Below are 25,671 nucleotides of genomic sequence, written 5' to 3' on the forward strand. Positions count from 1 at the left end.
TTATCTCCGTCCACCTAATGCAATCTTCCTATTTGACATTCACATCAGCGTTGAACGCCGCGTCACAGTGCCCACAGACGTACAGGCCACGTTCAACACGCTGACCGTCGTAGTTCCTGGTGTGCTTCTATAGACATCAATATAATTCATTATACTGCTTTTTCAGACCAACTATTAAACTATTGTATAAAGTATTTTGGAGAATATAGTAAAATAACAGATATAGAACGATTACTATCAAACTTATCCAGGCATATATCTTCCAGAGCTGAATCGCCTTCAGCAGTACCTATCGACACACGAGTGAGCCCCAATGCGGTTTCCGGGACGAGCTCGCCTGATTTGAGAGCACCGTGATCTGGCTGTCCAAAAGGGCTATGAGATGTACGTATGTCGGGAGAAATTTTCAACTTCTGTCGACGGTATGAGTATCCCACTTCATTCTATGTAATTCATAATATAGAACATTTATCTACTATATTAATTTATGTCTATTATGGAATGATTTATTAGTGTTTATATTGTATATTAGCATAGGCAATCATGACTTCCACCCCGTTTACCATCGGGGAGACCGTTATTGACCGGGATACGTCGATTGCTCCCCTGGTGGTCGTCGTGGCTATGCCGGAGACTCCCGCGTCCGATTGGCTTACGTATGGTGGCCACACCGTCGCTAGTAGTAACCCCAAGTATCCAGCAGAGGCACCTACCGTTGTCGTCGTGTATGCCGATGACGTACCCACCTATCTCTCCGAGTGGGATGAGGAGACACCACTCACGGAGGCTGACCTCCAGGAACGTGGCATTTACTACGAGGGCTATCCTGCGCCACGACTTACCTCTGTCGAGTAGATAATGAGGTTTCACTGACGGAGTAAGGTCATACTGTTCGTCAATTCATCCACCGTAGAGGCCAGAACAATCGGGATTCGTCCGACGACAGCTCCAGAAACCGGAGTTTTCTACGTATCTTCGTTTGGCGTAATTCAGAGAAGATTTTCAGTTCGAATTGTTTCTAGATTTCGGCACTCATCTCGGAACTTCCATACACGGACTTTAAAACGCATCTTCTCGAACGTTGTGACAAGCACGAAACGGACGGCACCCAATTCCATCATTATTTTTTATACCTTGCCGAGATACTCCCAGCTTGTCTTGCCGTTCTCATATGTGACCTTCCATTTATATGGTCCGTGCAGGTCACCGTCGGTACACTTGCAGTTGTCCTTACCACATAGCTGTTTTTTTGTGACGATCGTCCCCTCATTTGTCTGTTCAACCGACTCGATCGTATCATCGGTCTCGATTGCTGCTGAAAGCTGTTTTTCTCGGTAATCAAGCAATTCTTCAATCCACGCACTGAGGTCACGAAGTGATTTGCTGTCTTGTTTGGGCACCCCTTCGGCGATATATTTTGGGAGCGATTCGGGGGCTGGTGGGTGCGATGGCATCTTACCAATGATTATCGCACCCATCCCGTATCACTTCTTGGTAAGACAGAATCCTTAGCCAACCGCTCTGGTGAGTGATCACAGAAGTAGGTCACAATCCGTCGACTCTCATAGCGAACTTTCCTCCCCGGATTTCGCAGTTGTCATTATATTGAATTTCCTATATGTTTCTTCACAGTAGATCGATAATGGGTGAGATTTATTTATCAGTCACTTGTGCTTCTATCTCACCGTCTAGTTGCACTCATGAAGGACACCCTGAAACTACTCTGTACGGGAGATCTTCACCTCGGCCGTCACCCGAGTCGGATCCCCGATGATCTGGATAGTCCCGAGCTGTCGCCGAAAGCTGTCTGGCTGTCGACGGTCCAGAGGGCAATCGATTGGGATGTTGACGCGGTCGTGATTGCTGGTGATGTTGTTGATCAGGAAAACCGCTATTTCGAGGCGTATGGAGCGTTCGAAGACGGGATCGCTCAACTCGACGAAGAAGGGATTCCGGTCGTCGTCGTTGCCGGGAATCACGACTTCGATGCCCTCCCAGATATGGTCGATGCCCTCGACTCCGACACGCTCCACTTTCTCGGGAACGGTGGTCAGTGGGAACGCTGGACGCTCAAACGAGACGACGGGCCGGTCGCACACTTCGATGGCTGGTCGTTTTCAGCAGAACACGTCTATGAGTCTCCGCTCAAGGAGTACGAGCTTCCAGCGGCCGATGACACACCCCAGATCGGAGTGGTTCATGCCGACCTCGACTCGCGAGGGAGCCGATATGCACCGGTTCTGTCCAGCGACCTCCGAGACACCGCAGCAGATGTCTGGCTACTCGGTCATATTCACAGTCCGGGTATCCAGATTGAGTCGCGTCCACTGACGTTGTACCCGGGGTCTCCACAACCGCTCGATCCAGGTGAACAGCGATCCCATGGCCCGTGGATGATTACGATCCCTGAAAACGGAGACGAACGTGCTGAACAGATCTCCCTGGCTTCAGTTCGTTATGACCAGATTTCGGTCGATGTCTCAGGTGTAGACGACCCCCACGCGGCGACCGCCGTAATTTCTGAGGCAATCAAAGAACACGTTCGCGCCGAGCTCAATGTGAAATCACTGGAGCTCAGCCTCGTTCGGATTCATCTTACCGGACGAACGGCTGCCCACTCGGCGCTTGTCGATCGACATCGGTCGATGGAGCGTGACCTCGGATTTCGGGAGGGATCGGTTTCGGTTCGGATCGAATCGATTGACGTCGATACCCGTCCGGCAATCGATCTCGAAGACCTTGCAAACGGAGACAATGCAGCGGCATACCTCGCTGATCTTTTGCTCGAGATCGAGAACGGTAATCCTCACGAAAACTACGGCAGATTGATCGATAGCTCGGTAGCCGCTGTACGGAAGGCTCACAGTGCGAATGCGTACACCCCGCTTCGACGCGAAACCGAACTGGACGATCCGAACGACGCTGTGGCAATCGAACAGCTCGAACAGCAGGCACGGGTGCTACTCGACACCATACTCAGCCAGAAGGAGGGAACAGCATGACCAGAGATCCGATCTGCTTCGAGGAGATCCAGATCGTCCAGGCACCTGGGTTCGAAACTGGTGGCTTCACTGTCGACGACCTTAGCCCCGGCATCAATGTCGTTCATGGACCGAACGCAACAGGAAAGACAACGTTCGCTGAGTCGCTCGAATCGCTTTGTTGGCCAGAGGTTGCCGACAACCGTGCATCTCTCGTGGGGCAGTTCTCGCTGAATGGTGATGCCTTGCGAGTTGAAGTCGACAATGGACGCGCAAGCTATCAACGAGACGGTCAGGAGGTGAACGGTCCGAGCCTCCCTCCGGCCGAGCAACGCGACCGCTACCGCCTCTCCCTCCACGACCTGCTCCAGCGAGACAACACCAACGAATCATTCGCCGAGATAATCGAGCGAGAATCCGCTGGTGGCTACGATCTCTCTGGGGCATACGACGCGCTCGGATATTCTGAAACTCCAAGTCGGGCCAACAGGAACGTCGTCCAGAATGCCAAGAAGGCGGTTCAGAAGCTGCATGAGGCACGGAACGATGTTTCCAGACTCCGAAAAGAGCAAAACGAACTCTCCCGACTGCGTAGTGACCAGGAGGCGACACGCCGAGCCCAAGAACGATCCGAACTGCTCGAGCAGGCGATAGATTACGCACAGGCGAGAAACAAACTGGAACAGGCTAAATCGAGGCTCGAGACGTTTCTCGATGTATTAGATCAGGTCGACGGTGACGAAATTGAGCGTGTTCGATCTCTTGAAGATGACATCGACGAGTGGACCGACAAAAAAGATGCGGCAGAGAAGACAAAAGCAAACACTCAGGAGCGGCTTGCTGGGGCTGCACTTGTTGAAGTCGACCTCCCGACAGGTCGTATCGACCATCTGAAATCGCTTCGCGATGATCTCGACTCTGCAGAGGACCAAAAACGCGGTCTTCAAAAAGAGCTGGCTGCTGCCAAACGGCAGCGAGAAACTGCCCGGGAAGATATCCCGCTAGATGTTGATACCAAAGCGCTCGTAGCGCTCGAACCAGCCACGTGGAAAACCGTCTCGAAGTTCGCACGAGAGGCCGAAGAACTCAAATCCGAACGAAAAACCCGAGAGGCCGTCCAGCGACTGCTGGAGGACGGAAACGCACCCGAGCCCGATCTATCCACCCTCCAACGTGCGAGTCAATCGTTGGAGGAGTGGCTGGCTGCTTTCGTTGCTACTGAGTCGAACGACGGTTCGGAAGCATTTCGAATTGCTGTGTTCTCGGCCGTTTCTCTCGCCTCAGCGGGCGTTGTGCTGGGGCTTTTGGTACATCCACTGTTGTTTTCCATCCTGGTCGTCGCTGCCGGTATCTTTTGGTATGGGCTGTGCGCTCGCTCACAAACCGAAGATACAGACAATTTGCGAAAACCGCACCGCGAATCGTTCGAAAAGACAGGCCTGAAACAACCAGAGGCGTGGAACGAGGACCAAGTTCGATCTCGTTTGATTGAGCTGTACGACGCAATCGCAGAGCAAAAGCTGGCCAAGCAACGTTCTGAATGGCGCGATAGTCTGGCGACCGATTCGGAGGCGCTCGAACGGAAAGCGCAGTATCTGAAAGAAACACATGCCAAGCTCAGAAACCAGTTGGGCGCTGCTCCGGACGTGTCTGCTGTCGAGCTAGCTGTGATCTCCAGGCGAGTACTCGACTGGCAGCAAGCCAACGACGAGGTTGAAGGAATTCAAGCGAGCATCGACACCGTCGACGAGCAGATTGCGACCATCCGCGAAAAACTTCAAGCGAAACTCGTCTCCTATGGGTATGACGATGTCCAGAGTTCCGGTGAGGCGACCGAGACAATCCGTAACCTCGAGAACCGCAAACAGCAACACGACGCCGCACAACGGAAGCTCGATCAGGCTACAAAGACGATTCAGGAAGCGACCGGGAAAATAGACACACTGGTGGATGAACGCGACGAGATCTTTACAGATCTGGATCTTGATCCCGATGACCACGATACGTTGGAGAAGCTCTGTGAGCGGGTCGATGCGTACGAATCGGCTACGGAGGCCCTACGAGAGGCCACCATTCGGGCGAACACAGAGGCCAAAGAACTCGAAGATTGCCCAGGCTTCGAACCGGAGCTCAAAGAACAGACGGTAGATGCCCTCAAAGAAGAACTTCGTGCCGCAGAACGGACTGCCGAAGCGTTCGAGGATCTGCAGTCACGGATTGCCGATATCAAAGCGAAGATCAGGCAGGCAAAATCCCACGATCAGGTCGAAACGGCACTCACAGAGCGTGATCGGGCGCTCGATGATCTGAACGATCAACTTGAGGACGACTGTGCTGCGATGGTCGGCGATGTACTGGTAGAACACGTACAAGAGGCGACGATGGAGACCAGTCGCCCGGACGTCTTCGAGCGTGCTCGTGAAATTCTGACAACGATCACTCGCGGCAGTTTTCGGTTGGACTTCGATGAGACCGACGCCGAATTCCGTGCCTTCGACGAAAGACGACAGAAGGGACTCGCACTCGATGAGCTTTCGAGCGGTACTCGGGTGCAGGTCTTGCTCGCCGTGCGAATCGCATTCGTCGAACAGCAAGAGCAGGGAGCGCAAGTTCCACTCCTCCTCGATGAGACGCTTGCCAATACCGACGACCGCCGGGCAAAAAGCATCATCAAGTCAATGATTGAACTCGCCCGAAACGGTCGCCAGGTCTTCTATTTCACCGCACAGGGCGACGAAGTGGCAAAATGGACTGGGGCATTACAGAGCACGAACGGCGTTGATCACGAAATTATCGACCTCACAACGGACCGCGATGTCGAGGACGCCGTCCATATCCCCAAACTGGAAGCTATCGAATCGTTCACTTCGAAGGTACCCAGTCCCAACGGTCACGACCACGAAACCTATGAGAAAGAGCTCGGGGTAGACCCATTCAATCTGCACCGTGGCGTCGAGACGGCACATCTGTGGTACGTTGTCGATGATGTCGACACCCTCCACCAACTCTTAGAGATCGGGGTCGAGCATTGGGGACCGTTGAGCAACATGCTCCAGTGGGGCAACGGCTCCCTCCACGCAGTCAATTCCGATCAGGTAACGATAGCACAGGAGAACGCTGCAGCGTTGGGCGAGTTCACAGACGCCTGGAAGATTGGCCGTGGCGATCCCGTTGACCGAGCAGTTCTCGAAGCCTCTGGCGCTGTGAGCGAGACCTTCATCGACGAGGTCACTGCGCTTGCCGAATCGGTTACCTGGGATGGAAAGCAGATCGTCAAGGCACTGCACAATGGCGAGGTGAACCGCTTTCGGAGCGAGAAAGCGGACGAACTAGAAGCGTATCTCGAAGCGAATGGATACATCAAGCCTCGTGATACGCTGGACAACGGCCAGATTCGTGCCCGTGTCATAGAAACCTACGTCAGCGACGGTGTCTCCCGGGAAACGGCAAAAGACAGAACTGACGAACTGCTTTCACGCCTGGGTGAGGTCTGACTCCATTACCCTGTTAAACACTTCAATTCCATTACAATTATGATATGGAATTCTGAAGTCACGCTCAGAGAAACGCGTTCCAGTGGATACTGTTTCAGAACACACATATGAGACGATAGCGGCCGAAGTGGCCTCAACAGCAAGCGGGTATACCTTTCAAGACGCCATCGGGAGCACTGTAATCCTTTCAGTACGGTTCTATGAATCGCTCCGCTTTCATCCGCGAAAGCCGCATCGCGTTGCCGGTCACACTGAGACTCATCCCCATGTCGCCGACTACGACCGCCAGCGCGACACTTACTAGACCCAACGGGACGCCGAGCGCAAGCAGAGCCTTCATGCCAAGACTCCCCCAGATGTTCTGGCGGATTACACCATTCGCTTTGTTCGATAGCGCGTAGAGGTACGGGAGCTTGCCAATGTCGTCACCCATCAGCGCGATATCGGCGGTTTCGAGCGCGGTGTCCGTACCGGCCGCACCCATCGCGATACCAACGTCGGCAGTCGCCAGCGCGGGGGCGTCGTTGATACCGTCACCGACCATCGCCACGGTGCCGTACTCCGCCTGCAACGACGCTACTGCGTCCACCTTTTCGTCGGGGAGTAGCTCAGCACGGTACTCGTCGACGCCGACGCGTTCGGCGATCGCACGGGCGGTCCCTTCGTTGTCGCCGGTACGCATCACGACGTGTTCGACACCCAGGTCGTGCAAGCGTGCGACTGCCTGTTCGGCGGCCGGTCGTATCTCGTCAGCGATCGCAATAATACCGACCATTTCGGTGTCCGTGCCGACGAGAACGACCGTCTTGCCCTCGTTCTCAAATCTCGTGATCGCCCCATTTTCGATGTCGGCACAGTTCTCGGGGGGCACCTCGGCAACCGTACCACCGTCGGTTCGGAGATGGACATGGGTGAGGTCGAAGCCCAATTCCTCGAAAAGCGCTGGCTTGCCCACATAGTATGTCTCATTGCCGACGTCCGCACGGATTCCCTTCCCGGTGATGCTCTCGAAGGATTCAATATCCGGCAGCTCTGTGACCTCCGCACTGGCCCGGAAGAGGATCGCCTCGGCGATGGGATGTTCGCTCCGCTGTTCGAGTGCTGCCGCGTGCTGGAGGACCTCGGTTTCGCTCGCACCGTCAAGTGCCACGACGTCGGTGACGGCGAGTTCACCCTTAGTGAGGGTGCCTGTCTTATCAAGCGCGATGGCGTCAACTTCTCCCATCGCTTCAAGGTGGTTACCACCCTTGACCAAGACGCCGTTCTTCGCAGCACTCGTAATCCCCGATACCACGGAGACTGGCGTCGAAATGACGAACGCACACGGGCAGGCAATCACCAGCAGAGTGAGCCCACGAATGAACCACGTCTGCCAGCTTCCACTGACAGTGTGGGAGTAGCCGGCGAGACTGACGGTGGCATCGCCGCTGATGAGCAGCGGTGGGAGTGTAGCGGTTAAAATTGCCAAGATGACGATTACTGGCGTATAGTAGCCCGCGAACCGATCCACGAATTGCTCTTTCTCAGTCTTCTTTTCCTGTGCGCCCTGTACCAGCTCGATGATCTGTGAGAGTGTCGACTCGGCAGCTGTCGCGTCGGCCTCGAACTCAAGGTAGCCTGCCTCGGTAATGCTGCCGGCGTAAACCTCATCACCGGCGCTTTTATCAACAGGGACACTCTCACCGGTTATCGGCGACTCGTCGACAGCACTCTCGCCGTCGACAACCGTCCCATCGAGGGGGATTTTCTCACCAGGGCGGACGATGACTGTCTCGCCGATTTCGACCTCCTCAGCGGAGACTGTGACCTCTTCGCCGTCGCGGCGGACGGTGGCTTCGTCGGGTGACAGTTCCATCAATTCGCGGAGAGATCCCCGAGCCCGGTCCATCGCGTAGTCTTCGAGGAGTTCTGCGGTGCTGAACAGGACTGCCAGTGTCGCTGCCTCGACGAAGTAGCCGATTCCGGTGGCGGCGATGATGGCCGTTCCCATCAGCAGGTCAATGTCGAGACTCAGATTCTTCGCCGAGTAGTATCCACTGTGGACAACCGGGAGACCGCTGACGGCGACCGCGACGAGAAAAAGGCCATCGGCGAGGTGGATTGGATAGTCGAGCACGCTCGCGATAGCGAGGTTTTGTCCCGTGAGCACGAATTCGAAGAGGAGTCCAAGTGTGACGAACGCTGCTCCGATCCACGTCTTGATGGCGCGCGAACTCCTCCAAACGTCGGAGGGAGGAGCAATCCCCACTTCGCCGTCAGCTGACTCGTCACCGCCGTTGGTTACCTCATAGCCCGCATTCTCAACGGCACTGACGACATCGGTCTTCGTGATGCGGTCAGGATCGTAGCTAATGGCAGCTGTACCGGTGGTCGGCTGGAGCGTGGCCTCAAGGACGCCATCGACTCGTTGGAGGCTTTTGTCGACTTTCTGTGCGCACGACGGACAGTCCATCTCGGGGACGGTGAGGCGGACAGTCAGCTCCTGGCGCTGTCTGCCTCCGTTTGCCTGCCCCGCTGCATCCGGATTCTCTGTCATCACCTAACGGTAGGAGCGAGAGTTCGATATGCCTTTGTTGGAATATTCCAATTTCGCCAATCAGTGCGATGCCAGTCGTTCGTTTGCCCCTCGTTTGCCGGCAATGTACTGTTTCGCCAGATGTTCCTCCGCCCGCCGGAGTCGATAGGTAAGCGTCGACCGCGGCACACCGAGATGCTCGGCCAGTTCGACGCCGTCTACCTCTCGCGGAGATTCGTAATAACCGTGTTCGACAGCTGCTTGGAGTGTGGCCTCTTGTTCTGGGGTCAAACCAGACTGTGTTCTATCATTTCTCCCTGCTGCGGTCGTCGTGTCCGCGGTTCTGAGCATCTCCATCTGGGCACACTCCCCGACAGCCACTGTAAGATCATCGAAGAACGCTGCCACGTCGCCGTCGCCGGAGTGAATGAGTCGCCACGTGTAATGGCGACCCTCGTGACGGGTCTCAAACAGCACACCGTCACCGAGGTGGTCGCGGGCGATGTGAGGAACCGATTCGCAGGCGGGGGTGCGCTCCCAGTCGGAGTAGAGGATGAGCGTATCGTCAGCGCGATCAAGGACACGAGTGGTTTGTGTGGCACCACAGTCTTCGGTCACCAGACAGTCAGCGTAGTAATCACCGTTGAGAAAGGCGTCCTCAATAGCTTCGAGCGCAGCAGGGGTTCCAGTGGCGTGGTCTACCCGCCAGAGTTGGTCGGCAGTGGCATGGAGTGAGAGCGAACGGACGTGGGCAGTGGGATGGTCGGCGAGGGCGTCCGCTACCCTGTTGCATCCCGGTTCGTATTCGAGAGCGAAAACGAGTTCTCGCATATCCTGTATACGGAATGCGACGATATAATCCATAGTGAACTACTCATCGCCATTGTCACCACTTTAGCCACACATTATTACCATAATTTCGATATTACAGGCATTCTATTTAATAATCCGAGAAATCGGTCATGTGCATCTACTTCATCGATATGTTTGAACGGATTACTCCCCCACAGTTTTCGGTATTCAACGATGAGCGGGGTCGTCCGGTACTGATAGGACGGCACTTCGGGGAGCAATCTCGCTCGTTCGGCGTGGTCTTGATATGCCGACGTGTTGGTAATCTCATCGAGTGCTTTCTCGGATGTGTTGACTACGCTGCCGAGATTGCTGCCAATCTCGAACCACCACTCATCAGAGACCGCAACGGTTGCGGTTCCGTTGTCGGCAGTGAGAAGCTGCGCTGTTCCTGTTTCGAGTTCAGACACCAGCCGATCCAGTCGGTCTGGATCGTTGGACAGCCATCGTTGGACATCCTCGTTTGTGAAGTCTGAGGAAAAGCTGCTACTATTAGAGCCGATCCACCAACTATAGATCTTCCCTGCGTTGGTTCGGTGGGCTGGTGGAATGAGAAACTGCGGTCGGTTGAACACTGTGATGAACACCGAAAGCGGGAGACAAGCAAACCCGATCCCGACAATCGCTCCGAAGAGATCGTATATTGGTCTGGGAAGTGCTACGATAGAATCAAGCCCCATCCAGATCGGGCCTACAACCCCAACCGCAAACAAAAACACGCTGAACACCGGAAAACCGCGGATATCGACAGGGACTGCGAACAGGGCTGAGGGCAATACGACATCGTCTACCTCGCCGGCCCAGACAAGGAACGCGTATAGAAAATACATGAAACAGATTACCATGAGTGGAATCGTGAAGATGGTAATATATACTATTCCGAAATCAATCTCCATCTGTTTTCACAGTAAATTGATCATTCGAAGCTATTAGGTGTGTTGTATCTCTATGGTCGGTGAGGTTTCCATCAAACCTGTAGGATTTCGACTTGCACGTTCTATAACCAGAGACGTGCCGATGTCGTCCTGCAGTAGACGAAATAAAGTGGATCGGTTTAGTCTGCTAGCGTATGACTCTTATATTCGACGGTGACTCCTTCCTTCCACCGTTGTCTGGCAAGCTCTCACGAGATGCTACCAGTATTCGTTGATGCAGCTCACGGCAATTCCCAGCAGCGTCTTGGTCGGCGTGTGGTAAAGGGAGGCTCAATTAACGGTGCGTCAAATACAGAACAGGTTCGCACGCTGTTTCAAAGCGAAGAGCAACTGCGATCGGTATCCGACTACTCTATAAATCAACGCATTGCAACGATTCGGGATGAGCTTTTAGAGCGCCGCCAAAGCGAGATACAGCACCAGGTGAACAATTTAGAGGAGTATTCTCAGTCAGAGCGAGAACGCATCAAGCAACGTATCGATGAATACGAACGGAAGGCAACAACGGGGACAATACTCGGATGGGTTAATTCTTATTCAACCACTGCAACCCACACCAATCCCTCAAGAAAAAGCTACAATTTAGGAACGGACAAATCCAAAGAGCTCCCCAACGACACCTATATGGATTATTGGCCAGTGTATTGTTGCCATGCCAATTACGCAGGCAAAATCGCTCAATTTGCTCTACGACGAGGTCCGTGCCTATGATCTCGTCATTGTTCCTGATGCACCACTTGCCAGTGGGTTAAACCGACGGCTCGATCATGCTCATCTCGGTACATTTGCCATTACGCCACGACGACTGGCAGCGGGCCGTCGTGTGCGTGTTGAGGACCGAAGCGCCTTTCTCGAGATCGTGACGACAACGGATCTCGAATGGAAACGAGCTGCCTACGCGATCGGCAACACGCTCCAATGTTGGGAGCACGAAGGTCGTGTTGAGGCCATACTTGACTACGACGCGTACGCCGGCTACACAACAGAGATCACTGTCGAACAGCTCTCGACGCTCGACACGACCTCCCGACGACTTGATGAATACCAGATTGGCGACGACAAAGACGTCGCTGTCATCGGAGACGACCAGCTCACAACCCTTGAACGATCGATTCTTCCCACACAGTACGACAGGATCGATCCATTCACTGACGACACATTCGATCGACCGCCATTTCACATCTTCAACTCGAGTACAGCCATCGTTGACGCTGTGCTCAACAACGTCTGTGCTGACTACGCAGAAGACGTTGCAGTCATCGTAGATCGCGACAGCGAATACGCAACGCTCGTCGAAAGCGAACTCGAAGCCGCCGATATTCCGTTTATCGGTGGACCAGAGTTCGCTGACGAACAGCACCATCGTGGCTTCGTTCAATTTCTTCGCGCTGCCACTCGCGGGACAGAAACACGTGTGAAAGCAATACGTTCCGTCTTTTCTCGCCTCGGGATCGCTGTCGATATCGAACATGACGAAAAGCGGCTACAAAACGTCGACACCGACAGCCTCACGTGGTTTCAGGAATTCAGTGCAGAGATTGCTGACACTACCTTTGCTGGCGCACTTACTGCGTACGAACGACAGGCTGGGATTTCTCTGGATGCGTTCCGGGACGAGCTCAAGGCGCTTGGGATTGCCACCGACACCGTCACCCGACAGGGAACTGACCGACTCGAATTCTACCTCCAGACGTACGACGTCCCGATTGAGCGCGAACACGAGGGGGTGCTTCTGGCCGACGCAAAGTCAGCAGCCTACGTCGATCGCCCGATTGTATTTTACCTGGGCCTCGACGAAGCATGGACACACACGCCACCTCCTCGCCCATGGGTCGACCGCGACAGCGAATTCGCACGGAATCGGTCGCAGTTTCAGCTCCTCCTGCAGAACGGCATCGAACAGTATTATCTCGTTCAGGACACGGTCGGGGGGGCACCCGCTACGCCGTGTCTCTACTTCGAAGACCTCCTTGAGGTCGACTTCGAACGCTTCAGTGATCTCGACACAGTGTCTCACGGACGGACATTGCGTGCGACCCAGACGGGATTCGAGAAAGAATCGCTCGACGTTTCGCCAATCCAGATCGATACCATCAGTCAGTCCAGTCTGAGTACGTACGTCAACAGCCCCCGTGATTATCTCTTCAGTCGGCTCCTCGACAGCCCAGATACGGATTACTTCAAGGAGGGGAATCTCTTCCACGATTTCGCCGAATTCTACGTCAACCATCCCGACCTGATCGATGATGAGCCCATCGGTGAGCTCGTCGATGTGATGCTCGATGAGACAGCGCCATTCGTTCGGCGTGTCGATCGGCCAACGCGTCGTACCAGATACCGAATTGGGCTCGAAACAATCATCGAGCTGCTCAATGCGCGTCCGCCAGAAGGTGACGATCTGCTCACCCCGACCAGCGGATGGGAGCAGAACTTCTTCGCAGACCATTTTGACAAAGCGGTCGATTCGCCGTTCACCGAGCGCTGGTTCGAGAACGAAGCACTCGGGCTAAAGGGCAAGATCGATCTCGTACACGGTCCGACCCACCTTCTCGATTATAAGAGCGGAAGCCAAAAACGGGCATCCCAGGTCGTCAAAAGCTCAGCGCTCGATCCGCCGAGTGACACGCCGAACTTCCAGGCACTCCTCTATCTTTCCCACCGGCGTAGCCAGCGCCCGGGCGAGCAGTTGCAGTTCACGTTCTTTCACTTCCTCGAGACCCTCGACGATGTCGTCGCTGGTGAGACAGACGTAGACGAGACGCTGACGACGATCGAGTATCATCCAACCACGTTCGAGGAGTACGCCCAGTCGCGGACGATGTTCGAAACGCTCCGCGACGATGGAGCGAAAAAATGTCAGAAGACGCTCTCGCAGATCGAGTACGCTGAGTATCAGGGTGTGTTCGAGAGGGCTCCACTACCAGCGACACGCAACAAAGATGAGCTCATTGACTCCGAGTTCAGAAAAACAATGGAAACCCATCTCCAGGAGTGTGTTGGCGAGTATAAGTATGTAATCACGGGCTGCAAACAGGTACTCCGACAGCTGGCACGAGTCCGCAGCCGCAACTACTTCGAAGGCGATCTCGATGCCTTCGAGACGTTCGTCACCGAGCGCATGGCAGAACTGAATCATCGACGCGCTGGCGAAGAACGCTTCCCCATTACCGGCCTCACCGGGGAGCCGAACTATCGTCGAGTGGACAACCGCGACCTCCTCCTAGATCATGACTGAACCCAATCCCCAACAGCAGAACCTCATCGATAGCACAGAAGGACTGTACCTCGTCGACGCCGGCGCGGGCACAGGAAAGACGTTTACAATCACACGCCGCTATGCGAACATTGTCGATACAGACGAAGTCGCCCCTGAAGATGTCCTGCTGGTGACGTTCACGAACAATGCTGCGAGCGAGATGAAAGACCGCATCGTCGGCCACTGCGAGTACGGAATGAGGGATCTCGCAGACGCACCGATCAAGACGTTTCATTCGCTATGTCACGATCTCCTTCAAGAACATGGCTATGACGCCCCGACGTACCTCGGGATTGACGACTGTATCACAGACTCGACACACATTGTGGAGGACGATCTCGTCGAACAAGCACTGTTCGGGGAATTCATCGACCGGTTCAGTGACGACCATCCCGAGTACGATGATTACTTCCGCATTATCTCAGATCCGACCGAACTGCTCGGTCTCATCTCGCAACTCGCCTCGAAGGGCGTATTCCCGACAGCTGACGACTGGTATCGGAGCGGCGAACGGCATCTCGAAGGTGATTTCGAGGCGTTCAAATCGTTGTTCGACGAGATAAACGAGCCACGAAACGGTGGGAGTAAGCAATCGCGGCTTCGCGCGAAGCTCGGTCACTACGGAAGAAATAAGTGCTATCTGCCGGATGCCCCCGAGAAGGTCGAGATTCGTGGACAGGGAACGAAGAGCGTCCCCGACGGCGTCGCACGAAAGGTGTTCAACGACGACCGCGAGAGCCTCAAAGCATTCGTCCACGACATCTACTACGAGTATCTGGAGTTTGCTCTGAGTCGGAACTATCTGAACTTTGGGTTCCTCCAGCTGTTGGCGTTCGTCCTGCTCTGTGAAGACCACGCCCTTCGTGAATCCATTGCGTTCGACTACGTGATGGTTGATGAGTTCCAGGACTCCAGCGAGATCCAGTTCAAGTTGACACTCCTTCTCGCTGAGACGAACAACCTCTGTGTCGTTGGTGACTGGAAACAGAGTATCTACAGCTTTCAGTACGCTGAAGTCGAGAACATCACCGCCTTCGAGAAGCGACTCGACCAGTTTGTCGCCGAACTCAACGCAGACTACGACCGTGTGACGTTCAACACGCGACCGATTCACACCGTCGAGCTCGTCGAGAACTATCGCTCTACCCAGGAGATCCTCGATTTCTCCGAGCATGGGTTGCTCGTTCCGGCGGCGAGCCGGGACGATGTCGATGTATCAGCCGTACAGGATCGAATCGTCTCGCTCACAGCGAACGCCGAGGACGAAAGCACCACGATCGAAGCGATCGCAGGCACGGAAGAACACGAGTCGGTAGTCGCAAAGATTCAGGAGATCGTTGGCAACGACGCATATCAGGTCATGGCCGGTGATGGGACGCTCCGAACGCCAGAGTATCAAGATGTCGCGATTCTCACGCGAACGCGAGCGTTCGGCCGAGAGCTGTTACAGACCGCCAAAGAGTATGGACTCCCAATGGCGTACGAGGGTGGGATCGAACTGTTCCGCACGCCACAGGCAAAGCTTCTGCTTGCGTGGCTCCGCATTCTCGAATCCAACGCCGAACGGGGCTGGGCCGTCGTCCTCGAAAGGGCAGGATACACGCTCGATGAGAGCAAGCATATCCTGGAAACCGAAGAATATCCCAAGAACATGCGTTCGTTCCACGAAAAGCTGACAGAGCTGGAGACGCTCGGTGGAATCGCAGAGCGTGTCTTCTCGCGGTATGGATACGACGACGCTACAGCCGACGTTGTTCTCCACACGATTCAGTCAGTACACCAGACGACGACGCTGACGCGGGGAGATCTGATCCGGTTCATTGAGCGCGGCATCGAAGCCGGGAGTACACACGATGTCCACACAAATGCCGGGACGAACTCGGTGACAGTCCAGACAATTCACGCAGCGAAGGGCTTAGAGCATCCAATTGTCGTGCTTGCGAATATGAACAGTGGACGATTCCCGCCATCAGGTGGGGAGAGTGGAACGATCACGTTTCAGGAGCCGGTTGGACTCCGACAGCAACACTGCTACGCCGAGGTTGATGGCCTCCCCCATGTGTACGATGACTGGCGGACTGATGTGCTTCGCCGGTGTCTCCCTCAAGAGTACGACGAAGAGCGCCGACTGCTCTATGTGGCGATTACGCGCGCAGAGAGCCACGTGATTTTCTCGGCAGGGGAGGATCCAAACACGTTCCTCGAAGAACTCCCAGTCGAGATCGAAGCGTGGGAGACGGCCCCCGACACAGAATCAGTCGACGACACCGAACAGACTGAGTTGCTGATTACGGTGCCGACATCGGAGGGACCAGTGGAACACTCGCCGCATTCACTAATGTGTGATGCCGTCTTCGAGAATGTCGACGATGGGATGGGGAAAGTGTTCGGTACTGATGTTCACGACTTCGCAGAGGCGTACGCGCGGGGAGAAAAAGTCACCCTGGAACGTGACGCCTCCGGCTGGAACGACAAACAGCGCGTACTGTCGTTTCTCGACGGGCTATCCGGTGACCTGCTCGTCGAGGAGGATGCCTATCTCCCGCTCGAAATCGACGGAACTCGTGTGATGATCTCTGGAATCATTGATCTCGTTCATGTACAGTCTGAGAGCGTCGAAGTTGTTGATTACAAGACCGACCGTTCTCGACACGCAACATCCGAGTATCGAAAACAGCTCAGTGTTTACTATCACGTGCTCTGTGAGCTATATCCTGAGCGTGAGATTTCGGCGTCGATCTTCTACACCGTTGATGGAGTTCGCGAGGAGATCGATCCCCTCACACTGGATGAGCTGGCCGATCTCGTGAGGAGTGTTTCTGACGTGGAGTTTGCGCCAACAGTTCAGTAGTCGCCATCACCCTGATCAACTTCAGAGATGAAATGGTGCGGTCGTTTCTGTCACCGACACCTGTGATCAGGCAAGCGTTGGATCTGAGTTAGCACACAGAACCTAGAGGAGAGGATGGGCGAACGGGTGAGTTTGTACTCGTAGTCTCCTTTAAGTGGTTCTGGCGATAAGGTAGAGATATAGACGGGGTTCTATGATACCAGTAGCAACGAGCTGCTGGCGTCACGATGAAGGATGATTGGTTCTACTTCGATGAAGACAACGAGAAATCGATAGATTTTCGAGTACTTTCGAGATGCAGGAGTCATGGGCTACACAGCGGGGGACAAAGAGGAGGAAGACGAGTACCGACGGGCCAACAGCGAGATGGAAACGATCTGCAAATCGGCTTTCACTGCTCTCAAATCGAAAATCCGCGGAGAAAACGACGCGACGAATGTTGCACGGACTGTTGAGGACCACAAGGACCGCGCCTGGCGGTTGGGCGAGAACGACCATCTCGACGAACCAGAGACAAGCGATCTCGCCTGATATGACACGAATAGATTGCTTCAGTGATATATTTTGGAAGCGACTCAAGAGCTAGCGAATACGGTATCTTACCAAAGTTATCGCACCAACCCACCATGATTCTTTGGTAAGACAAATCTTCAGTCAACTACCCTAGTGGATGGTACCTGGAAATCGTTACAATTCATCAAACATCATAGCAATGTACTGATTGCGCTTGACCGTTGCGTTCAGAGTACACGAACAGATGGATACGATCACCAATGAGGAGTCACTGGGAGTAGTGATCAGATTCCTGCTCGAAGTATCCCTGCGCAGTCGATCGAACGTCAGAATCAACCGACAGATCATCCCGAAGGGTTCGAAATAGATCATCACGTCGGCTCTGAAGTTGCTCCGTGCGTATTTCTCGATGTGAAAGGGTTTCCAGGCACTTGATTTTGACCGCGGTATGCTCGATAGCTTCAATCATATCGAAGAGCAGTCGATTGTATTCAGTTGCAGAGAGGAGCGGGCTGTCGTCGTCATTCGACGCGATCACCGTGAGCTGCCAGACCGCCTTTTTGCGAACCGATGGTTCGATTGCTGGATCAGTAGTAATATCTACAAGTGTGTCCACGACTTCGTCCCCACGGACGACTTCGAAGAGCCACAGGATCGCTTTCTGTCCAGGAACGGTTTCTGCGGCCTGGAAAGCGTTCTGTAGCTGTTCGAATGTCGCCCCGTCGTAGATGCTCCGTTTGATCTCGTGGCAGACGGATGGGTCCGATTCGATGATCAGTCGCTCCAGAAGTGGTTCAACTGCTTGACGGTGTTCGATCTCGCCAAGGGCTTTTGCCCCGCGCTCGCGAATCGATGGATCTGACTCATGAAGTGCCGATTCGAGCGCTGGAACTGCATCAACGCTCGGGAGTCGATACAACGCTTGCGTTCCAGCCCCACATAGCGACTGAGGGCCATTCAAGATGATCTCCGATAGCATTGGAATGGCCTCACGAATGTCGTGAATACCGAGCAAGACAATAGCCCGTCGACGGTCAGAAACCGATCCGTTTTCTGCTATCGAAAGCCAGTCAGAGGGTGTTTTCTCATCGATCCCCTCTGTGACCACCGCTTCAGTCTCAGTTGCGATCACCGCTGCAGGATCGAGTGCGACACAGTGGACCGTATAGCAATCACCCATCTCTATGCCGACTGTATGGCCGTTTCGACAGTCCGTATTGGGCCCCTGCTGTCCATCGGGACCACAACAGCCACGGAGGATATCCTGGTTCAGGGTCGTTTTAACCAGGTCCTTTGGGTTGAGCAGTGGCCACCCAGCAGCATCCGTGATAGGACTCTCATCAGGGTGTGCCTCGAAGAAGCCTTCCGGAACGTAATCCGGTTCACCGGACCCCCCGTGCGACGGTTGTCTCGGGTCAGGATGACGGTGGAGTAACGTTTCATCGGCTAGATCTGCCACTGGTCGACTCACCGGTACAGTACAGTTCCGACACCGAAAGACCACCATATATTTTGTATTGCGCGAAACTGTAGGTGCTTTGTGTTATTGTCCACTTGCGATGTTCTGTAATCTGCAGGCAGATCGAGATCGTCCTCTGCCGGAAGGTTGCCATCGTGATGTATGGGAGTCAACCTGGATAATCGAATTATCGATCAGACTATGAATGAGTGCCTGCAATGTCTAGAGACCGATCCAGCGGTGAACCTGTGTTTTGTACGTACGATATTGCTCGCCGAAGACACGTTCGAGATGTCGCTCTTCGTGTCTGATCACCCCATACTGCATTACCAGGATGTGGACGGGAAGGACCAGAGCAAATCCGAGTGCGTTTACGAGACAGGCAAGCCCTGCGTGAAACAGCACGATGGCGAGATACATGGGGTTGCGACTGTACTGAAACGGTCCGTCCGTGACTAATTTTGATTCCTCCGCCCTGTACGCCACAGGAGCACCATTGCGTCGCATCGTCTGAAAAAACCACCGCATCATGATGATGCCACTACCAAAGATCCCAATTCCGAGAATGTTCGCAACTCCACGCGAGAACAGTTGTATTGGGATCAATACTGCGAGAATAATGCTCAAAACCAGTATGCCAAAGTGAATCACCGGTGTGGGAGCGAGAAACGCCTGTTCTAATGGAGGATCAGCGTTCGATTCTGCCGAATCGTCTCTATTATTGTTATCGACCTTCATTTATTCCCTTATAATTTGATTAATAATTCATTCTTGAAAGGTCTATGGATGTCTCAAGGAAATTTGTTCTTATATCATCCTTCGAAAGTGTTCGTTGCAGTTTGCTTGGTTGATCAATCCTCGATCGAACAGCACGACAGTTACCGAAGAGTTCCAGTGAAGATCCAATAGTCGTAGTTTATACTGTCCATTGGAAGTCGATTCCGAGAACTGACTGCGCCCAAGTGTGATTTCGAACGCAGTGTACCGGGTGCGTTCGTAATTGGCAGTAGCCCACATTCGAGGAAGATCATAGCTGTATATTCAGAATTAGTTATATTCAATTGCATAACAATAGTGATTCCACGACCGCTATAGAAAGCATAACACCGCTTGGAGGACAACAGGAAAGGATAGCACAGGAGAGGCCATATCCATTTACTTCGATCAGCCATTTACTTCATCGACTGGATGAACAAATATCCGTGTCACGTGCAACCATGCAACATCAGGTTGTTCATACACGGCGCAGGAGGATACGAGGACCATCAACCACTCCGAGTCACTCTGAGAGATTTCCTGGAAGCAAAATACGAGATACGGTATCCGAAAATGCCCGAGGGCTTCCAAACAGAAAAATGGTACGAGCAGCTCGAAACCGAGCTCGCTGCTTCAGATGAGAAGGTGATCCTTGTCGGGCACTCGCCGGGAGCTTCCCTCCTGGTGAAGTATCTTTCCAAAACGGTGGTCGAACAGTCCGTTCTGGGACTGTTTTTGCTTGCGCCGCCCTACTGGGGCGCTGCGGGGTGGGACGTTGATGAGTACATGCTCGAAGCCACCGTCGAATCGACGTTTCCTACTGAGCTACCAGTGTTCGTTTACCACTGCAGAGATGATGAAATTGTGTCAGTAGTACACCGATCGCAGTACGAAGAACTACTGCCGCAGGCTACTACTCACGTTATCGAAAGTGGTGGACACCAGTTCAACAGCGACCTGTCTGTCGTTGCTCATGACATCGAACGACTGGAAAAAGAGCGTTCATAGCGGTAGAAACAGCTGAATCACGTTGACTACCCTGGCAACTGAACAATACCGGACAGGGTAGTGGTAGGACATCCTCCACCGTCGGTCGTTAGAAATTAGGATAGCGCTTCACTTGATTGCGTATGGGTTCACAGGCAAATAGCTGAATAGCTCCTGGCTCGTGGTGATCATCGCATGGGAAACATAATCGTATCCGAGTTCATGTCGCTAGACGGCGTCGTACAAGCCCCAGGGGGTCCCGATGAGGACCGGAGTGGCGGATTCGAACACGGCGGGTGGAGCTTCCAGTTCGAGCATGGGCCCGAATTTGAGGAGTTCAAGCTCTCTGAGGTGGCCGAAAGCGACGCGCTCTTGCTCGGTCGAAAGACGTACGACATTTTCGCTGCGTACTGGCCCACCGCCGACAGCAATGACCCGATGGCGTCGAAACTAAACAAGATTCCAAAGTACGTCGTCTCCCGGAGCCTCGAAGATGTTGAATGGAACAACTCGACGTTGATTGAGGAATCCGTCCCAGATGAGATCCCGGAGCTGAAACGAGAGGTAGACGGTGACATCCTCGTCTACGGCAGCGCACAGCTCGTCCACACGCTGACGGAACACGACCTCATTGACGAGTATCGACTCATGACGTTCCCCATTGTCCTGGGAAGCGGAAAGCGCCTCTTTGGAGAAACAAACGATACAACGACGCTACAACTCGTGGACACGAAGACGATCGGAGAAGAGATCGTCATTTTAACCTACCAACCGACGGAGAGAGACACCTGACCATCACTCGAACCCGACGAAAATGGCTGCCTAATCGAATCCGTCGACGAGAATGTCAATATGGTGGTTGAAGACATCACGCAGCAAGGACACACTAGCAAAGCAACTGGTGAAAAGATCCTCGGTCCAGCAACTCACACGACAGAATTAGTTATTATCTTTTCACCTCAGAGATGGATAAAACAGTGAATAATGATGAACCAATATCGATGGATTTTTTGTGAACCGATCCCCAAATCGGTGTCGATGTTCCTAATTACGTTCTAGAAAATATCAAAAGAATGGGAACTTTGCTCGATAGAGTCTATCTTTCCTTCAGTCTCCAACGATAGTGAACTCCCAGTGCTGTCCCGGTCGTTCGTCGTACGTCCGCTGAATCAGATTCATCCAGTCGGTGTCCGCATCGTTCTGGACGGTCAGTGCGAGTTCGGTGTGTGTATTGGTGATTCGATACTGCTCGTCTGCGACCGGTTCGACCGACCAGTGGCGGCTAGCGCCAGCGGTTGCCGAGCCCAGTTGAACGTTTGCGTACTCGCCTGTCCCACCGCCAGCAACCACCATCGGCGTTTCACTCCGAACGTTCCGCAACTGGACAGTTCCATCCACGTATTCGACCATCCAGTGCTGGTGTGTGCCACCAGCAGCGGGACGCTGCACGATATTGGCCCCATCGGTGGTGATTCCGGCACCGACCGTCACCACGAGTCCGCTGTTGACATTCTCAATTCGATAGGTGCCCTCCTCGATTGGACCCGAAGCTCCCGGGTCACCGTGATGGAGAACAGCTCCACAGTCGTACGTGTCGGCGAGAGGGACGGGACTCCGGGTGCTGGGCGTGCCGGTACACGCAACGATTGGCCAACCGTCTTCATCCCACTGGATTCGGTCGAGCATCATATACCGCGTTTCGTCGTCGGCCGTCGCCTCAACGTGGTAGTAGAGCCACCAGTTGCCGTCCGGATCGCGATACGCATCGTTGTGTCCCGGACCCGTGAAGTACTCGTCGCCGGTGAGAACCGCAACACCGCTGTGATGCTGGTTGAGCGAGCGGAGATCGTGACCCGCCTGATTGTAGTAGGGTCCTTCAAGCGTCTCGGCGCGACCAACCTCAATCTCGTACGTGCTGTCGTAGCCATCACAACAGTGGCCGGTGGAGTAAAACAGATAGTAGTAGCCGTTCTCTCGGACGATCATCGGCCCCTCGCGCTTATCGCCCGCGAGGTGGAAGGTCGTTCCAGGGACATACTCCGTTCCATCATCGGTGAGCTGAACGCCGTAGATGCCATACCAGCTTCCCCAGATCAGATACGGCGTGCCAGCAACCACGAGAAACTCCGAATCGATCGCATTGGTCATTCCGAGATCTGCCTCGCGAAACACCGGTCCCTGATCGACGAACGGGCCGCCCGGTGTGTCCGCAATCGCAAGCCCGATGCCAGGGTTCTCCGTGCTCCCCCACTTCGAGTAGGAGTAGTAGAGGTAGTACTGACCGTTGTAGTAGTTGATGTCTGGTGCCCACACGCCGGCACCGTCGCTGCGCCACGACGGATACGACTCCAGCGCTGGCGCGATATACGTCCAGGTGGACATATCCGACGATTCGGCGATCGGAATGATGTCCAGGGGTGTTTCGGTCCCATACGCGTAGTACGTTCCATCAGCCGAAATGATCGACACATCACCGAATCCGATTGGCCCGACCGGATTGTGATACTGCGTGGACGCAGCGGCTGCACCAACAGAAACGCTCGCTCCAACCGCAGCAATCGATCCTGCACCAATGGTTTGCAATAGTGTTCGACGACTGATCAGACTGTCAGACTGTTCGTGTGACATTCCCATACGTATTGATTAGTATCGTAAATATATATTTCCATAAATAATCTTTCCAATAGCAACCAATAAGCGTGGCGGCGGTAAGGAGATCGGCAACCGAGGCTTTCGGTCAGCCCGTTGGGGTGGTCGACCGGCCGGACCAGACCAGTTCGGCGTGAAAGCTAAAGACGATCGCAGGAACGATCACCACGAGACCGACAATCGACACGACACCACCGAGGAGTACGACCGCAGAGACGAGGAGAAGCATAACAGCCCGCGTAGGATGTCGAATCGTCCACCAGTAGCCATTTTTGAGTGCCTCCTGGACTGGAGCGCCCGCAACGAATCCTGCAAGCGTTGTCGCGACGACGAGACAGAGAAACGAAAAAAGATACACGCCGGCGATCGTGAGACTCAGAGATACCATCGAGCCAGTGGCCACAAACAGCCGCGCGTAGCCAACCGTGATCAGTCCCACGCAGATCGGGAGGATTCCGATCAGGGCCGCAGCGATGCCATGCTCACGAAGAACCGTCACGAGCGAACGGTCGATCGGCTCATCTCGTAACGATCGAATGACTGCATACGCACAGAGGGTGGCCGGCCCGGCTGTCAGGAGAAACATCGATCCGACGGCCCAGCAGACGCTCACCACGACGAGCTCGAGGCTGTTGTGATAAACGAACCGTCCAGTCCGATAGAACGCGGTCGTCATCCCGTCGTCCCCTGGAACTGTACCGCCTGAATGATGCGATCCTGCAACAGGAGAAACAGTACGAACAGCGGCAACCCGGCGATCACTCCGGAGGCCATCGTGAGCCCCGGCTGGAACGTGAACGTATCACGAAGCACGACCAGCCCCAGCGGAAGCGTGAACGTGGCCTGATCCTGGAGCACCACGACCGGCCAGATGAACTGATTCCAGTTGAACACGAAGACGAAAATCGCGAGCGCCGAGAGAATCGGTTTCGAGATCGGGAGGATGATTCGACTGTAGATCTGAAACGTCGAAAACCCGTCGATGCGGGCGGCCTCGTCGTACTCCTCGGGGATGTCCCTGAAGAACTGATAGAGCAAGAACACACCGAGTGGATTGGCGACCGCTGGCAGAATCACCCCAAGCAGATCGCTCACGAGACCGAGATCGGCCACCAGCGTGAACAGCGGAACCAGATTCACGTAAAACGGCACCATGAAGCTGGCGACGATGATGCTCAACAGGATCGACTGGCCTGGCCAGCGCAGTCGTGTGAGCGAAAACGCAATCATCGAATCGACGACCAGAACGAGTATCGTCGCGACGGTCGCGACGATGAACGTGTTGATCACCCACTGAACGATCAATGAGTCGGTGAGCAAATCCGAATAGTGAGAGAGCGTGAACGCAGGTGGAATGAGGTGGGGAACCGAACTGATCGCGAACTCTGTCGGTTGTACCGACAGCGACACCATGTAGATATACGGTAGCACGAAGAGTATTGCGACGCCGTACAGCCCGGCGTGGATCGCATACCGTTGGAGTCGGTCAGTGTCGAACCGACTAGAATTGAGCAACGATTCGCTCATGTGCCATCACCCCCAATGTACCGGTAGTTCACATACGACACTGCCACCAGAATCGCAAACAGCAAATAGCCGACAGCAGCCGCATAACCGAACTGCTGTTGGCTAAATGCCGCGTCGTAGAGATAGAACACCAGCGTCGTGGTGGTGTTGTTGGGACCTCCGTCAGTCATCACGTACGGCTGGCCAAACACCTGAAACTGCTGAATAAACTGGATAATCACGACAAACGCAATCGCATTGCGCATCTGTGGGAGCGTCACGTCACAAAAACTCCGCCAGGTACCCGCGCCGTCGAGTCGTGCGGCCTCGTAGAGCCGTTCTGGAACGTTCTGTCGGGCCGCAAGCAAAATGACGAAGTTGAATCCCAGCAGCCACCAGTTGGTGACGAACGCAAGCACTGGCATGGCTAGCAGTGGATCGCCGAGCCAGTTCGGTGGCTGTTCCATCACGAATCCGAGGACGTAGTTCATCGGGCCGAATTCGGTCGTCAGAAAGAGCGACCAGACGATGCCAACGATCGAGACCGTGAGAATGTAGGGACTGAAATAGATCGTCCGAAGATAGCGACGGCCGAGCACTTCGCGATTGACCCCCAGTGCGAGCGCAAGACTCAATATGACCATCAGTGGAACCGTCAACACGACGAAATAGATCGTGTTCATCAGTGCGTTCCAGAACGCCGGATCCTGGACCATTCTGGTGTAGTTTGACAGCCCAACGAACGTCGAGTTCGCCGGGACGAGTGGGTTCCACTCGAAGAGGCTCATGTACAGCCCTTCAAGCAACGGATACAACAAGAACAGACAGAAGAACAATAAATACGGCAGCGCAAACAACACACCATCGATCGTCTCGCGCCGATTCAGCGCATCGATTGAGGGTACCATAGCGGATAG

19 protein-coding genes are annotated in these 25,671 nt (G+C 54.3%); 9 read left to right on the plus strand and 10 right to left on the minus strand.

Going from position 1 to position 25,671, the window contains the following annotated elements:
• The first annotated feature begins 543 nt into the window (after positions 1 to 543).
• On the plus strand, positions 544 to 855 hold the full coding sequence (locus JXQ78_RS16275) for a hypothetical protein (RefSeq protein WP_330632888.1): 312 nt from the start codon (positions 544 to 546) through the stop codon (positions 853 to 855).
• 272 nt (positions 856 to 1,127) lie between these two features.
• Here JXQ78_RS16275 and JXQ78_RS16280 read toward each other — a convergent pair whose 3' ends face one another.
• Entirely contained in the window at positions 1,128 to 1,454 is a 327-nt protein-coding gene (locus JXQ78_RS16280) for a DUF6788 family protein (protein ID WP_330632889.1), read from the minus strand.
• A 246-nt stretch (positions 1,455 to 1,700) separates the two neighbouring features.
• Between JXQ78_RS16280 and JXQ78_RS16285 the strand changes: the two genes are divergently transcribed.
• Positions 1,701 to 3,002, plus strand: coding sequence for a metallophosphoesterase family protein (locus JXQ78_RS16285; protein WP_330632890.1), 1,302 nt, complete (start codon positions 1,701 to 1,703; stop codon positions 3,000 to 3,002).
• A complete protein-coding gene (locus JXQ78_RS16290) occupies positions 2,999 to 6,475 on the plus strand; it encodes an AAA family ATPase (RefSeq protein WP_330632891.1) in 3,477 nt (1,158 codons plus the stop codon). The genes JXQ78_RS16285 and JXQ78_RS16290 overlap by 4 nt, the downstream gene beginning before the upstream one ends.
• 187 nt (positions 6,476 to 6,662) lie before the next feature.
• Here the strand turns inward: JXQ78_RS16290 and JXQ78_RS16295 are convergent, their stop codons facing one another.
• From JXQ78_RS16295 to JXQ78_RS16305, 3 genes are all read right to left on the minus strand, one after another.
• Positions 6,663 to 9,011 (minus strand): heavy metal translocating P-type ATPase, encoded by a 2,349-nt coding sequence (locus JXQ78_RS16295; protein WP_330632892.1) that lies wholly within the window; start codon positions 9,009 to 9,011, stop codon positions 6,663 to 6,665.
• A gap of 60 nt (positions 9,012 to 9,071) precedes the next feature.
• A complete protein-coding gene (locus JXQ78_RS16300) occupies positions 9,072 to 9,821 on the minus strand; it encodes a helix-turn-helix domain-containing protein (RefSeq protein WP_330632893.1) in 750 nt (249 codons plus the stop codon).
• Positions 9,822 to 9,898: 77 nt separating this feature from the next.
• Positions 9,899 to 10,672 carry a hypothetical protein gene (locus tag JXQ78_RS16305; RefSeq protein WP_330632894.1) on the minus strand — a complete coding sequence of 258 codons (774 nt, stop codon included), beginning with the start codon at positions 10,670 to 10,672 and terminating at the stop codon, positions 9,899 to 9,901.
• Between the two features lie 360 nt (positions 10,673 to 11,032).
• Between JXQ78_RS16305 and JXQ78_RS16310 the strand changes: the two genes are divergently transcribed.
• The 4 genes from JXQ78_RS16310 (at position 11,033) to JXQ78_RS16325 (ending at position 17,415) form a co-directional block, all read left to right on the plus strand.
• Positions 11,033 to 11,488, plus strand: a complete 456-nt coding sequence (locus JXQ78_RS16310) for a hypothetical protein (protein WP_330632895.1) — start codon at positions 11,033 to 11,035, stop codon at positions 11,486 to 11,488.
• A complete protein-coding gene (locus tag JXQ78_RS16315; RefSeq protein ID WP_330632896.1) occupies positions 11,430 to 14,012 on the plus strand; it encodes a PD-(D/E)XK nuclease family protein in 2,583 nt (860 codons plus the stop codon). Before JXQ78_RS16310 ends, JXQ78_RS16315 begins: the two co-directional genes overlap by 59 nt.
• A complete protein-coding gene (locus JXQ78_RS16320; RefSeq protein ID WP_330632897.1) occupies positions 14,005 to 16,884 on the plus strand; it encodes a UvrD-helicase domain-containing protein in 2,880 nt (959 codons plus the stop codon). Before JXQ78_RS16315 ends, JXQ78_RS16320 begins: the two co-directional genes overlap by 8 nt.
• Before the next feature lie 306 nt (positions 16,885 to 17,190).
• Positions 17,191 to 17,415, plus strand: coding sequence for a hypothetical protein (locus JXQ78_RS16325; protein WP_330632898.1), 225 nt, complete (start codon positions 17,191 to 17,193; stop codon positions 17,413 to 17,415).
• Between the two features lie 250 nt (positions 17,416 to 17,665).
• Here the strand turns inward: JXQ78_RS16325 and JXQ78_RS16330 are convergent, their stop codons facing one another.
• Entirely contained in the window at positions 17,666 to 18,856 is a 1,191-nt protein-coding gene (locus JXQ78_RS16330) for a HEAT repeat domain-containing protein (RefSeq protein WP_330632899.1), read from the minus strand.
• A 222-nt stretch (positions 18,857 to 19,078) separates the two neighbouring features.
• Positions 19,079 to 19,594 carry a methyltransferase family protein gene (locus tag JXQ78_RS16335; RefSeq protein ID WP_330632900.1) on the minus strand — a complete coding sequence of 172 codons (516 nt, stop codon included), beginning with the start codon at positions 19,592 to 19,594 and terminating at the stop codon, positions 19,079 to 19,081.
• A 591-nt stretch (positions 19,595 to 20,185) separates the two neighbouring features.
• On the opposite strand from JXQ78_RS16335, the gene JXQ78_RS16340 reads away from it, so the two are divergent.
• Entirely contained in the window at positions 20,186 to 20,620 is a 435-nt protein-coding gene (locus JXQ78_RS16340) for an alpha/beta hydrolase (RefSeq protein ID WP_330632901.1), read from the plus strand.
• 174 nt (positions 20,621 to 20,794) lie between these two features.
• Positions 20,795 to 21,391, plus strand: a complete 597-nt coding sequence (locus tag JXQ78_RS16345) for a dihydrofolate reductase family protein (protein WP_330632902.1) — start codon at positions 20,795 to 20,797, stop codon at positions 21,389 to 21,391.
• A 315-nt stretch (positions 21,392 to 21,706) separates the two neighbouring features.
• On the opposite strand, the gene JXQ78_RS16350 is transcribed toward JXQ78_RS16345, so the two are convergent.
• The 4 genes from JXQ78_RS16350 to JXQ78_RS16365 form a co-directional block, all read right to left on the minus strand.
• Entirely contained in the window at positions 21,707 to 23,233 is a 1,527-nt protein-coding gene (locus tag JXQ78_RS16350) for a family 43 glycosylhydrolase (RefSeq protein WP_330632903.1), read from the minus strand.
• Positions 23,234 to 23,336: 103 nt separating this feature from the next.
• Positions 23,337 to 23,924, minus strand: a complete 588-nt coding sequence (locus JXQ78_RS16355) for a hypothetical protein (RefSeq protein ID WP_330632904.1) — start codon at positions 23,922 to 23,924, stop codon at positions 23,337 to 23,339.
• Positions 23,921 to 24,775, minus strand: coding sequence for a carbohydrate ABC transporter permease (locus JXQ78_RS16360; RefSeq protein WP_330632905.1), 855 nt, complete (start codon positions 24,773 to 24,775; stop codon positions 23,921 to 23,923). Before JXQ78_RS16360 ends, JXQ78_RS16355 begins: the two co-directional genes overlap by 4 nt.
• Positions 24,772 to 25,662: a carbohydrate ABC transporter permease gene (locus JXQ78_RS16365; protein WP_330632906.1), complete on the minus strand. Its 891-nt coding sequence runs from the start codon at positions 25,660 to 25,662 to the stop codon at positions 24,772 to 24,774. Before JXQ78_RS16365 ends, JXQ78_RS16360 begins: the two co-directional genes overlap by 4 nt.
• Positions 25,663 to 25,671: the final 9 nt, after the last annotated feature.

Source organism: Halocatena halophila (genome assembly GCA_027563145.1).
GTDB classification, from domain to species: Archaea; Halobacteriota; Halobacteria; order Halobacteriales; family Haloarculaceae; genus Halocatena; species Halocatena halophila.

Coding starts and splice junctions, on each gene's coding strand:
- JXQ78_RS16340 (WP_330632901.1), top strand. CDS start 20,186: ATGCCCGAGGGCTTCCAAACAGAAAAATGGTACGAGCAGCTCGAAACC.
- JXQ78_RS16320 (WP_330632897.1), top strand. CDS start 14,005: ATGACTGAACCCAATCCCCAACAGCAGAACCTCATCGATAGCACAGAA.
- JXQ78_RS16290 (WP_330632891.1), top strand. CDS start 2,999: ATGACCAGAGATCCGATCTGCTTCGAGGAGATCCAGATCGTCCAGGCA.
- JXQ78_RS16305 (WP_330632894.1), bottom strand. CDS start 10,672: ATGTATTTTCTATACGCGTTCCTTGTCTGGGCCGGCGAGGTAGACGAT.
- JXQ78_RS16300 (WP_330632893.1), bottom strand. CDS start 9,821: ATGCGAGAACTCGTTTTCGCTCTCGAATACGAACCGGGATGCAACAGG.
- JXQ78_RS16295 (WP_330632892.1), bottom strand. CDS start 9,011: ATGACAGAGAATCCGGATGCAGCGGGGCAGGCAAACGGAGGCAGACAG.
- JXQ78_RS16360 (WP_330632905.1), bottom strand. CDS start 24,775: ATGAGCGAATCGTTGCTCAATTCTAGTCGGTTCGACACTGACCGACTC.
- JXQ78_RS16315 (WP_330632896.1), top strand. CDS start 11,430: ATGCCAATTACGCAGGCAAAATCGCTCAATTTGCTCTACGACGAGGTC.
- JXQ78_RS16275 (WP_330632888.1), top strand. CDS start 544: ATGACTTCCACCCCGTTTACCATCGGGGAGACCGTTATTGACCGGGAT.
- JXQ78_RS16285 (WP_330632890.1), top strand. CDS start 1,701: ATGAAGGACACCCTGAAACTACTCTGTACGGGAGATCTTCACCTCGGC.
- JXQ78_RS16345 (WP_330632902.1), top strand. CDS start 20,795: ATGGGAAACATAATCGTATCCGAGTTCATGTCGCTAGACGGCGTCGTA.
- JXQ78_RS16355 (WP_330632904.1), bottom strand. CDS start 23,924: ATGACGACCGCGTTCTATCGGACTGGACGGTTCGTTTATCACAACAGC.
- JXQ78_RS16365 (WP_330632906.1), bottom strand. CDS start 25,662: ATGGTACCCTCAATCGATGCGCTGAATCGGCGCGAGACGATCGATGGT.
- JXQ78_RS16280 (WP_330632889.1), bottom strand. CDS start 1,454: ATGCCATCGCACCCACCAGCCCCCGAATCGCTCCCAAAATATATCGCC.
- JXQ78_RS16325 (WP_330632898.1), top strand. CDS start 17,191: ATGGGCTACACAGCGGGGGACAAAGAGGAGGAAGACGAGTACCGACGG.
- JXQ78_RS16350 (WP_330632903.1), bottom strand. CDS start 23,233: ATGGGAATGTCACACGAACAGTCTGACAGTCTGATCAGTCGTCGAACA.
- JXQ78_RS16335 (WP_330632900.1), bottom strand. CDS start 19,594: ATGAAGGTCGATAACAATAATAGAGACGATTCGGCAGAATCGAACGCT.